This window comes from Halobacillus sp. (genome assembly GCF_049282395.1).
Lineage (GTDB): Bacteria > Bacillota > Bacilli > Bacillales > Halobacillaceae > Halobacillus.
Genome location: NZ_JBAPTY010000207.1, coordinates 1 through 12,920, shown reverse-complemented (window position 1 = coordinate 12,920; position 12,920 = coordinate 1). Strand labels below are relative to the sequence as shown.

The 12,920-nt window shown below is 41.5% G+C and carries 6 protein-coding genes and 1 pseudogene; 1 reads left to right on the top strand and 6 read right to left on the bottom strand.

What is annotated here, in order from left to right; translation table 11 throughout:
- The 6 genes and pseudogenes from WAM07_RS09340 to WAM07_RS09315 form a co-directional block, all read right to left on the bottom strand.
- Positions 1 to 1,361 (bottom strand): annotated as a pseudogene (locus WAM07_RS09340) (excinuclease ABC subunit UvrA); the annotation flags it as partial.
- 6 nt (positions 1,362 to 1,367) lie between these two features.
- Positions 1,368 to 3,350, bottom strand: coding sequence for an excinuclease ABC subunit UvrB (uvrB, locus tag WAM07_RS09335; protein ID WP_422166289.1), 1,983 nt, complete (start codon positions 3,348 to 3,350; stop codon positions 1,368 to 1,370).
- Between the two features lie 156 nt (positions 3,351 to 3,506).
- Positions 3,507 to 6,725 (bottom strand): ATP-binding protein, encoded by a 3,219-nt coding sequence (locus WAM07_RS09330; RefSeq protein WP_422166287.1) that lies wholly within the window; start codon positions 6,723 to 6,725, stop codon positions 3,507 to 3,509.
- Positions 6,722 to 7,084, bottom strand: a complete 363-nt coding sequence (locus WAM07_RS09325) for a response regulator (RefSeq protein WP_422166285.1) — start codon at positions 7,082 to 7,084, stop codon at positions 6,722 to 6,724. Before WAM07_RS09325 ends, WAM07_RS09330 begins: the two co-directional genes overlap by 4 nt.
- A complete protein-coding gene (locus tag WAM07_RS09320) occupies positions 7,081 to 8,718 on the bottom strand; it encodes a GGDEF domain-containing response regulator (protein WP_422166283.1) in 1,638 nt (545 codons plus the stop codon). Before WAM07_RS09320 ends, WAM07_RS09325 begins: the two co-directional genes overlap by 4 nt.
- 132 nt (positions 8,719 to 8,850) lie before the next feature.
- A complete protein-coding gene (locus WAM07_RS09315) occupies positions 8,851 to 10,434 on the bottom strand; it encodes a peptide chain release factor 3 (RefSeq protein ID WP_422166281.1) in 1,584 nt (527 codons plus the stop codon).
- A 345-nt stretch (positions 10,435 to 10,779) separates the two neighbouring features.
- Here WAM07_RS09315 and WAM07_RS09310 point away from each other — a divergent pair.
- Positions 10,780 to 12,920: SNF2 helicase associated domain-containing protein (locus WAM07_RS09310; protein ID WP_422166279.1), on the top strand; the 2,141-nt coding region annotated here is incomplete at its 3' end.

Genomic DNA, 12,920 nt, shown 5'->3' with positions numbered 1-12,920 from the left:
GTTTCTTCTTTTTCAGTCAATTCAAGTCCTTCAAAGAATTCCTTTGCTTCGGTTACGGAATAATCAGTTGTAATGCCAATATGTTTTCCGTTGATTAATACGGCAAGGGCTTCTTCATTCAAGCGGTTGCCTTTACACTTAGGGCAAGGTTTTTGAGCCATATATTTTTCCATTTGCTCACGGATAAAATCTGAACTCGTTTCACGATACCGACGAGAAATATTGGGAATAACGCCTTCAAAGAAAATCTCATTTTCCCGGACTTTGCCGAAATCATTTTCGTAACGGAAGTAAACTTTTTCATCGCCGCTTCCATATAAGATTCGCTCCATATGTTCCTTCGGTAAATCCTGAATAGGTACATCCATATCTATTCCATAATGATCTGCTACACTTTTCAGAAGTTGAGGGTAATACTGGGAACTAGTTGGTTCCCACGCCGCGATGGCATGTTCTTTCAGGGAACGAGACCAGTCGGGTATGACCAGGTCAATATCCACTTCTAACTGTGTGCCGAGACCATCACACCGGTTACAAGCACCGTAAGGGCTGTTGAAAGAGAACATCCTCGGCTCCAGTTCACTTACAGAAAAGCCGCAGATTGGGCAGGCATGATGTTCAGAGAAAGACAATTCTTCCTCTCCTATAACATCCACAAGGGTATGCCCACCGCCTAATTTTAAGGCCGTTTCAATTGAATCGGATAACCGGCCTTCGACGCCTTCTTTAACCACAATCCGGTCCACTACCACTTCAATCGAGTGTTTTTTATTTTTATTTAAATTTATTTCCTCGGAAATCTCACGCATTTCTCCATCTACTCGCAGACGAACGTATCCTTCTTTCTGCAATTGTTCAAATACTTTGGCGTGCTCGCCTTTTCGACCTGAGACCACCGGGGAGAGAATTTGCATTTTCGTTCTCTCTGGATACTCCATAATTTGATCAACCATCTGCTGTACAGTCTGTGAATTAATTTCAATTCCATGTTTAGGACAAGTAGGACGTCCTACGCGTGCGAACAGCAGGCGTAGATAGTCATAAATTTCAGTTACCGTCCCCACTGTTGACCTGGGGTTACGACTGGTGGTTTTCTGATCGATCGAAATGGCTGGAGAAAGACCTTCTATGGAATCCACATCCGGTTTATCCATTTGTCCTAAGAATTGCCGGGCATAGGCACTTAGAGACTCGACATAACGTCGCTGTCCCTCTGCGTAGATGGTATCGAACGCTAAAGAAGACTTCCCGGAACCGGACAAACCTGTCATAACGACCAGTTTATTCTTAGGAATATCAATATCGATCCCTTTTAAATTGTGGGCCCGGGCTCCTTTAATACTAATATGCTTGCTGGCCATACTTCCTCATCCCTCCGCTTTTAATTCCAATAATATATCACGTAATTCAGCCGCTCTTTCGAAATCTAAATCGCGAGCCGCCTGTTTCATTTCTGTTTCCATATTGTCAATCGTTTCCTGGCGTTCTTTCTTCGTCATTTCAGAAGGTCGTTTTATACCGCTGTCGTAAGAACCTTCTTCTTCGGAAACGGCTGTTGCTTTAATAACATCGCGGACTTCTTTGCGGATTGTTTTCGGTGTAACCCCGTGTTCTTCATTATAGGCAATTTGCTTTTCACGACGCCTGTATGTTTCATCGATTGCAAACTGCATCGACTTCGTAATTTTATCCGCGTACATGATAACGCGTCCATTTTCGTTACGTGCAGCTCTTCCAATCGTCTGAATCAGGGAACGGTCCGACCTCAAGAATCCTTCTTTATCAGCATCGAGAATAGTAACTAAAGAAACCTCCGGGATGTCAAGACCTTCTCTAAGCAGGTTAATACCTATAATTACATCGTATTTTCCTACTCGCAAATCGCGTATAACTTCAATTCTTTCCAACGTTTTTATTTCAGAGTGCAAGTAAGCTACTTTAATGCCAAGTTCTTTCAAATAATCCGTAAGGTCTTCAGACATTTTCTTGGTTAAGGTGGTAACAAGTACACGTTCATTCCTTTCGGCGCGCTTATTAATTTCGCCTACAAGGTCATCGATTTGACCATGAATCGGGCGCACATCAATTTCTGGATCAAGCAGTCCAGTCGGTCGGATAATCTGTTCGATAACTTTTGGAGTGTGCTCCAATTCATAGGGTCCGGGAGTAGCAGATACATACGTAATTTGATTGATATGGTTTTCAAACTCAGGAAACTTCAGCGGCCGGTTATCAAGTGCTGAAGGCAGGCGAAAACCGTGATCAACCAATACTTGTTTACGCGCCTGGTCCCCATTGTACATACCCCGTACTTGAGGAAGTGTAACGTGCGACTCATCCGCCATAATCATAAAATCATCCGGGAAGTAGTCCAGCAGTGTGTATGGGGTTGCCCCCGGCTCACGAAACGTTAGATGACGGGAGTAGTTTTCGATTCCTGAACAAAAGCCCATTTCATTCATCATTTCCAAATCATAATTCGTCCGCTGCTCTAAGCGCTGGGCTTCAAGCAGCTTATTTTGATCACGTAATTCTTTTACGCGCTCAATCATTTCCTGCTCTATATTTACAATTGCTTTTTTAAGTTTGGACTCTCGTGTTACGAAGTGAGAGGCTGGGAAGATCGCTACATGCTCACGATCGCCCATAACTTCTCCAGTCAGAACATCAATTTCACGGATCCGATCGATTTCATCACCGAAAAACTCGACACGGATAGCATGCTCTTCACGTGAAGCCGGTATAATTTCAACAGAATCCCCACGTACGCGGAACGTACCCCTCTGGAAGTCAATATCGTTGCGGGCATATTGGATGTCTACAAGATTACGTAATAATTCGTCACGGTCCTTTTCCATTCCTGAACGGATTGATAGCACCTGGCTTCGATATTCGTCTGGAGAACCTAAACCGTAAATACACGATACACTGGCCACAATAATAACGTCGTTTCGTTCAAACAAAGCTGAAGTTGCCGAGTGTCTCAGCTTATCAATTTCATCGTTAATACTCGCGTCTTTTTCTATAAATGTGTCAGAGGAAGGCACATAGGCCTCCGGCTGATAATAGTCATAATAGCTGACAAAATATTCGACAGCGTTATTTGGAAAGAACTCTTTAAACTCACTGTAAAGCTGTCCGGCCAGCGTTTTATTGTGGGCAATGATCAGTGTAGGTTTATTAACTTCCTGGATCACGTTGGACATGGTGAACGTTTTACCTGTCCCTGTCGCCCCCAAAAGAGTCTGGTGTTTTTCACCACGATTTATTCCATCAACAAGTTCCTGAATCGCTCGCGGCTGATCTCCCTGCGGGGAATATTGTGAAAACAATTCGAATTTATTCTCCATGACGAAAACCTCCGTTCTTAACTAGTCATCATTAGTTTACCACATTAGTTTATCATTCTAACATTAAACGAACAAACATTCGGTACTAAGCATGCCCAAACTATTCCTGTTATAAATAAACTCCTGAGAAATTTTCATTTCTCAGGAGTTTCATGGTTATTCTTCCTTCGCAACAAGAATTTGACCAGTCTTACTTTCCTGTAAAAGGGTCTTCATGATAGTAGTTGACAGTTTTCTTAAAGGGTATGGTTTGACCAGATACCCTTCCACTTCGATATCTGGAACTCCCGACGAGTGGCTGAGCGCACTTGAGATAAATATAGGAACGTCAGACAGGTGATCATAGGTCTTAATAGCTTGTATAATATCCCACCCGGAGGTTTGATCAGCTAATGTTAAATCAACGATAAACACGTCAGGCTGCAGTTTTTCCAATTCATTAAGAGCTGATCGGCCTTCATTGTAATGAGAAACTTTAATACCTGCGTCACCTAATTCATCCTTTATAAGCTGAGATAAATTAATATCATCTTCGATAAGGATGACATGCGGCACTTTTTCAACCGGTCCATCTTCATTTTGCAACGGTTCATGCAAAGGAAATGTAATAGAAAATACGCTGCCGGATCCTTGTTCTGAGAGTGCAGATATACGTCCATTATGAATTTCTGCAATTTCCTTACTGATAGCAAGACCAAGACCCGTACCGCCGATTTTACGCTGACTTGAATTATCCACTCTATGGAACTTAGTAAACAGCTTCGTAATTTCATGTTCCGGAATGCCCAGGCCTTCATCTGCCACATGTACATAAACGTTGGACTGATCGTTATTTATAGCTACCACCACTTCTCCTCCATCCGGGGAAAACTTAATGGCATTCCCTATGATGTTATTCATCAACTGTATAATCTTCTCACGATCTGCGTGGATCTTTGAAGTTAATGTCTGATCTGAGAGCACCAACAGGTGGTCTGTATGAGTAATACGAAAGTTTTCTACTACTTCTTCTACCAGGCTTCCCAATTCTATTACTTCTTTATTGAAAGAAGACTTTCCAGACTCCATCCGCTGCAGATCAAGAAAATCGTTGATAAGGTTAGTCAGCCGCTTTGCTTCCCCGTGAATGGTATTTAAATATTTCTTCCTACGGTTTTCCGGGAGGTCACGGTGAATCATTAATTCCGTATACCCAAGAACACTCGCCAGTGGAGTTCTTAATTCATGACTCACTGTACTAACCAGGTTTGTTTTCATCTGGTCGACTTCGAATTCTGAAGTAATATCACGAAATACAAATAAAATGCCTTCTTTTTCATGCTGGTGATAAATAGGTTCCGCATAGACCTCAATTATGCGTAACTCCTCTTCAGCACCTACCTCTATTCTCACACTGCTCTTTGGATGATCGTCAGTGAATACCATTCCTCTGCAAAAGGATGTGAAGCTTTCCGCGTTTGTAATGTAGGAAGAAATTTGATGCAGCCAATCTTCAAACTCCACCTTTAACCAATTCTCTTGCTCCATGTATGGAAGTCCAAGGAATGTCAGCCAGTTTTGATTGTATTGGACGAGCTTTCCTGATTCATCTACAAACAGGATTCCTTCATTTATATTATCAATGATATCCTGATTCAATTGACGGTTAATTTCTGATTGTTCATAAGAATCAATTCTTTCGATGTATAATGAAACTCGCTGCAAAATGGAAGTAACTCCATTAATCTCTTCTTTTTCAAAGGAAGCTCCTATCCTTGTAGCTACGAAGAACGCCTCCAGTTTATTTCTGGAATTAAATACAGGTACATAAAGATCATAACTTTTACTAGATTTATTAAAATAACCCTCTTCATAGATCGTCATTTTGCGCTCCCTGATGTAGGGGATACGTTGAGCCTGTAACCGCTGTACCACATGAGCGAAGGAGTCTAAAATATCATCCTTCAAATCTTCCTCTCTTAAACCGATTTTCGCGTACCAGCCAGAATCAAGCAGCATAAAGATTCCATGGTCGAAAGGATATAAAATAGAGAGCTGGTAAATAACCTGATCCAGCAAAGACTGCTTGTCCATGGTGGTTGAAAGCGTCTGGTTCATTGAATTCAATTTTTCCACTGTACTTCTTGCCTTCTCCGTCTCACTTAAAGAATCTTTTAACCGCTGCTGAGCCTGTTTTATATCAGTAATATCTTTCTGAATAACAATAAATTGTTCGACTTTGCCATCCTCGTTTATGTAAGGAACTACAGTGGTGTTTGTATAAAAAAACCCTCCCCCTTTACGGTTACACCTAACCTCTCCTTTCCACACCTTTCCGTGTTCTACTCCTGGGAAGGCCTTCTTTACATCCGTATGTTCGTAAGACTCCTCCGTTAAGCTTAAGAAATGACGCCCCTCAAGCCCACTTTCTGTATAATCCGATGCTTCCGCTAATTTACCGTTACAGGTTTGAATCCATCCATCTTCGTCCAATATAGCGACAATGGATGACTCATTTAAAGCCAAGTCCTTGTTTCGTAAATCATTTACATAGGATTCAAGCATTTCCTGTTGGGCCATCAGTTCTTCATTTTGTGCAGAAAGATTGTCTTCCCTTTCTACAATTTCCTTGGCCATATATTGAAAAGAACGCGTCAATGTACCAATTTCGTCTTTTCGCTTACTCGAAGGTAATTCATTATAATTACTTCCTGCAGCTAATGCTTCAGATGCTACCGAGAGTTCAGAAAGCGGTCGTCCTATACCCCGGCTCAATGTTCTTGAAGCAAGTGAAAGGATGAAAACTACAAGAATCATTAGGGCAAAAAGCAAATAAGAAATCAAGTCCATCCGCTCAAGGAAGTTGTCATTTTGTGAAGTTAACGTCTGTTGAGCTTCATTCGATATATTTTCAAGTGTTTGGATAATTTCATTAATTTGTTCAGTCGTATTAGCGAGACTGAGTTGCCGAACTTCTTCAATATTCCCATTTTCTACAGCCGTCTGTACTTTGGGAATTAGACTTTCCCAGTAATATTCCAAAAACAGATTAAGATCAGAAAAAAGTTCGATTCGTCCATTAGACCAATTCATTCCCTGGGCTTCAGATAAATATCCATCAAGGTTTTCCCGCGCCTGTTTTGCCTGGAGGAGTTCATTATTATTATTGAATGCTATGTATCCACGAGTTCGAAAAACCATGGTCTGATACTCTTCTTTTATATTGCGTAATACGTTACGTTTATCAACTAGTTCAACTGTCAACGTCTCATGCTGGCTCTTGTTGGAGTACTGTAAATAAAAAAGAACCGATGTAGCTAGACAGGTGGCAGTCACTACTACCAGCATAACTATGAAGAATTTTCTGCGAATCGATTTTTGAAAATAATCCATCATGTCAGGATTTCTTCTACTAATTGAATTAATTCAATGGGACTGAAAGGCTTTCCCATAAAATACTGAATGCCGGCGTTCTTGGACACCTCCATGTCAGACTCCTGAGTTTTAGCGGTTAACATAACGATAGGTGGTCGATTTTTACAACCTTGACTTAACTTTTCAGCTACTTCAATCCCGGTCAATCCTGGCATCATGTAATCCAGAATAACTAAGTCCAACGCTTCAAGCTGCAGGATCTCCCATGCCACTCTCCCGTTTTCAGCTTCCGTTATGATATAACCTTCGTCTTCAAGTGTATCTGTGATGAGCATTCTGAGCACATCTTCATCATCAGCTACTAAAATACGTTTGTTCATCTTTTTCCTCCCTTATGGCGTTGAATCAGCCTGCGGATTCGTGCAACTAATTCATCTGTGCTGAAAGGCTTGGTCATATAATCATCCGCTCCGATATTCAAAGCTTTTATAATATCCTTACCTTTTTGTCTTCCCGTGACCATGATAACTACAGTTTCCTGATCATAAGACCTTATCTGTGATAATACCTCCAGCCCATCCATTCCCGGAAGCACCCCATCAAGAAGGACAACATGTTTATATTTGCCTTCATGATCGTCTTTCAAAAAACTTTCTCCATCCTTATACGCTTGAACTTCCACAGAGTGATCAAAGTATTTCATTGTTTGAAGCCGGTCCGACAGAATCTCTCTAATGATTGAATCATCATCAACCACAGAGATATGGACCTGTTTTTCTGCATTCGATATATTCGGGATATCCTGAGTCGGCTCATATATAGTGACGGTGCCTTTTCCAGAACGCTTTCCCCTGTACAAAGCCAAGTCAGCTTGCACAATCAGATCTTCCATGTTTGAAACAGATTTGTTCATCTCTGTTAATCCCGCTGTAAAGCTTAAAGAGAACTCATAGTTCTTATAGGTATGAAGAATTGATTTAAATTCTTCTAACATATTTGTGAGTCGCCTTTTAGCCTGTATTCTGCTTATGACAGGCATCACCACAATAAACTCTTCGCCTCCGTAACGAATTACACTGTCTTCAGGACGGGTAGAGGCATGTAAAACTTCAGATAGCTGGACTAATACTCTATCACCTACCGTGTGTCCATAGCTGTCATTTACATTTTTAAAATCATCTAAATCAAGAATGGCAAGGCAGAATGTCTCCTCATTTCTATGGAACGTGCGCTTCTTACGTTCCAGCAAATCCTGGAGGTACGTCCGGTTATAGGCTTTAGTCAATTTATCGGTCGTGATTTGTTTTTTTAAAGATCGTACGTGTAAGAGCCGGTTTCGAATGAGAGTAGTAAAGACTTCGAAATCAATAGGCTTCGGGATAAAATCGAGAGCTGAAGTTTCATACACTTTTTTTGCTAATTCGGGAGAACCATCTTCGCTGATGATAATGACAGGAGTAAGAATACTTGTGGCCTGTGTACTGATTTCTTCCAGTATTTCTAAGCCGTTTTTATTTTCTAAGTAAAAATCAATCACGACCAAATCCGGCGTTTCGTCATAAAACAGATTCAATGCCCGTTCCTCTGTGGCAGCGATAAGGATATTGTAGCCGTGACTTTCCATATTGTTACGAAAATGATGCAGAAAATCTAAATTATTTTCTAAAATTAAAATCGTAGGATGTTTTTCCTCTTTTTGAAAGACGGGTAGTCCATGTTCCTTACCGGGGAGTTCTAATTCCTTATTAAAAGCAACATGGAGAAAGATCGGCTGTAATAACTCCGACCATGAACCTTCTTGCCAGCTTGTTGTAGATACTGGGTTTACGTGATCCATTACTTTTTCGGCTTCCGTTGATAATTCCGGGAGCTGTATAGAAGCAGCCGTCCCTTTTACAGAGTGAAGAAATTTGTAGATCTCTTTTTCTTCTACAAAGGGAAGTTCCTGCCAGGTTTCAATTTTTTTAGACACATTAGTTAAAAATAATTTCTGATATTTTTCAAAGGATTGCACATTTCCACTCCTAATAAAATCAATCACTTTTTATCGATCGGTCTAATGTTCATTATAATAGATTTCCGAAAACAATGGGTATAATTTCCTGTAAAAAAACCACTACAAATGTTCTGTAGTGGTTTCCTAGTTTTATTCGAATGTCTGATTATACTGGTTCACTTCAAAGAGATCGGTCAATTCTATATCAGGGTGTTTATCTTCAAACCAGCGGAGTGAGAAATCATTTTTGAATAGAACTAACGGATTGCCTTCCCGATCTTCGACCAGCATGTTCCGCTCATCAAATAGTGATTCATCAACCTGGTCTTCTCGCAGCCAGCGGGGGATGCGCTCTCCGACCGAAGTCAGCTCTATTTCCACGTTGTACTCATTCTTCATACGGTACTCGAAGACTTCATACTGAAGCTCGCCGACTGCTCCAATGATATAGTCTTCAAATCGATACCGCTTAAACAATTGAATGGCTCCCTCTTGCACCAGCTGTTCCAATCCTTTTCTGAATTGTTTAGACTTCATAACGTTCTTAGCCGTTACTTTCTTGAACAGTTCAGGCGGGAACTGAGGTAATTCATCGTATTCAAAATTCGATTTACCAGTAACGATGGTGTCCCCAATCCGGTACACATTCGGATCATAGATTCCGATAATATCCCCGGCATAGCCTTCTTCCACTGTTCCTCGTGAAGAAGCGACAAATTGCTGAGATTGTGCCAGTTTAAAAGACTTCCCTGTACGAGATAAGGTTACGTTCATACCACGTTCGAATTTTCCTGAGCAAACTCTTACGAAGGCTATCCGGTCTCTGTGCTGTGGATTCATATTCGCCTGGATTTTGAAAATAAATCCAGAGAATTCTTCGTGGTCCGGTGCAACAATTCCTTCCGTTGACTTCCTTGGGGCAGGTTCCGGAGCCATCTCGATGAACGAATTAAAGAATGTTTCCACACCGAACGGTGCGAGCGCGCTTCCGAAGAACACAGGAGTCTGGTCCCCTTTCATCACTTTATCCATGTCAAAGCCATCTCCTGCTTCATCCACAAGCAGCATTTCTTCTTCCGCTTCCTGGAAGGTAGCATTTTCAGAAAGCTCTGGATGTTGGTCCAGTTGCTCATAAGGAATATAAGCTTCTTCTTCGTTACCGGTATAATGAACGAATTGTTCATTATTACGGTCGAATACACCAAGGAATCGTTTACCCATGCCCGCCGGCCAGGTCATTGGATAAGTCTCGATGTTCAATGTTTCTTCAATTTCTTCCATTAACTCAAACGGCTCACGACCTTCACGGTCCATTTTATTAATAAACGTGAAGATCGGAATACCCCGCATTTTACATACTTTAAATAATTTCAATGTTTGGGCTTCAATTCCTTTGGTTCCGTCGATCACCATAACCACACTATCAACAGCGGTCAGGGTACGATACGTGTCTTCACTGAAATCTTCGTGCCCGGGCGTATCAAGTATATTAACCTGGTAGCCTTTGTAAGGAAAATTCATTACACTGGAAGTAACGGAAATTCCTCTCTGCTTCTCGATTTCCATCCAGTCAGAGGTAGCGAATTTTCCTGACTTTTTACCTTTCACTGTACCAGCTGAACGAATGAGATTACCGAATAACAGCATTTTCTCAGTCATGGTCGTTTTCCCAGCGTCCGGGTGGGATATAATAGCAAACGTACGGCGTTTTTTCATTTCGTCTTGAATATTCATCGTCATATCCTCCATATTATTATTCATTCGGGTGACTTACGTAAGGTAGGATATACGTATCACATTGGCCGATTCACTCCATAAAAAAACCGCTCACTCGATTGAGCAGTAATCTCGAATTTATAAAACTCATACTTTGAAAGTTAGCACAACCATGCATTAAAATCAATCAAGAATCCATGAGATCCCCTATTTTCGCTTGCATAAATTCCCACCTCAGGTCATCCATATCCTGGAATAACTGTGGTGGGAATTTATGGGGGACCTGAGGTGACAGATATAGTCAATTATCATCTGGTCAAACCTGTTATAATAGAGGAAATACTGATAGTAAGGATGCCATTTATGCAATCGTACTTATTACAACCAAGTGATATCAAGAAAATAACCGGCCACACTTTTTACAAACGTGGTAAACAATATTATGAATCAAAGAAAGTCTATGGACTTTCTTATAACGGAGCTATTCGCTCTTGGCGGGCTGTCGTTGCAGGGACGCACGATTACGAAGTGCGTGTTTTCTTTTTTGAAGAGGATGATGTTGAAGCCACCTGCGAATGTGAAGCTTACAATAATTACTATACCTGTAAACATATCGCTGCCGTCTTAATAGCTATCCGTGAACGCGCTCTGGAGGAACTTGGGCCCAAGCTGGCCATAAAAGGACGTCAGGCGAAGAAAGAAACAAACCATGATCGTCTGTTTGCCATGCGCTTATTTGAAACTTTCCGTCAGCGCCAGGAAAACCGTCAGTCAGAAGGCTTGAAGAAGCCCATTCAAATTCAATACTTTCTTCATCTTCAATCTATGCTTGGGACCAAGAATTTAAGTGTTGAATTAAAGTTTGGTGAAGGCTATCCATATGTCATAAAAGACATTCGTGAGCTGCTTGAGCATATCCAAAAAGATCAGCCTTACAGGATATCCAAAAAGTTCACATTCGACCCGGCCGACCATGTTTTCGAAGAAAAAGATAAAGAAATCCTGTCTTTGTTACAGCAGGCCTATGAGCAAGAACGTTTTTACGAGCAGCAATGGACACAAAACGATAAAAAAACGCTGCGTATCTCCCCGGTGCTGGCCCAAAACCTACTGCCAAGGCTTGAGGAGCAACAAGCTCAAGTGTCTGTTAAAGGTGAAGTGGCGGGTCCACTGCGCTATAAAACGGAATTCCCTGAGCTCTCTTTTTATATATCAGAAGAACGCGGTCATTTTCATATGCATATGAACCATTTGAAAAACTATGATTATCTAGCTGACTACCATCTTTTATACAAGGAAGGTACGTTCTATGCACTCGATCCACAAAAAGAGGAAGTGCTCGGAACGCTATACACTCTGCTTCCTTATAATTCGAATGGGAACCACACCGTGAGTCACTCTGATATGGAAGGCATTGTTTCTTATGTACTTCCGGAGCTTGAAACCATAGCCGATGTACAGCTGGATCAAACAGCACAGAAAAAAATCAGTCAGCATCCGCTACAGGCAGAAGTTTATTTGGATTTCTTCCAGTGGACACTAACGATTAATGTCCGTTTTCGCTACGGTGATCTGCTTATTGATCCTTTCAAACAGAACTCTGCTCCCAATCAGACCATCGTTCAGCGCAACAGTACAACCGAACAGTCCATCATCCAGATTATTGAATCTGCCGAATTTAAATTTGATGGAGAAATCGTGTATATTGAAGAAGAAGAAGCCCTTGACACTTTCTTTTCCGACTATTTACAAAAATTAAAAGAGCATGCTGAAGTTTATTTATCTTCTTCTGTCCGTTCCCTGCTTGCCGAACAGGATCATCAGCTCAAACCTTCCGTTCAGATGGAAAGTGATGGCAGCTGGCTGGACATCAGTTTCGGCATTGATGGAATAAGCTCAGAAGACGTAAGCGCTGCAATGAAAGCCGCGATTGAGCGTAAAAAGTATTATCGGCTTTCTGATGGAAGTTTACTTTCATTGACCTCCGAATCGTTCGAGCGTTTTCAGAGACTGGCAGATGAACTCGACCTCTCAGCTAAGGATATAGATAGCAGTGAGCTTCATGTTTCCCAGGCCCGCACACTGCAAGTAGATGATGTATTGCAGCCTGAGGAATCAGAGCGGGATCAGAAGTTTACTAAACTGGTGGAGCGGCTTCAGTCTCCAGAAACGTTTAATCTAAATAAACCAGCTGGGTTACAAGCAGATCTACGTCCTTATCAGATGACTGGGTTCCGTTGGATGAAAACTCTTGCTACCTATGGATTAGGCGGCATTCTTGCGGATGATATGGGTCTAGGTAAAACCATTCAAGCCATTACTTTTCTTCTTCATGAAAAAGAAGAGGGCGTCTTGAATGCACCCGTCTTAATTATTACACCAGCTTCACTCGTCTATAATTGGAAAAAGGAACTCGAAAAGTTTGCACCAGAATTGACCGTCCAGATCATCTCCGGAGATCCTATCGTCCGTCAGCAGATGATTACAGAGGGATCAGCAGACGT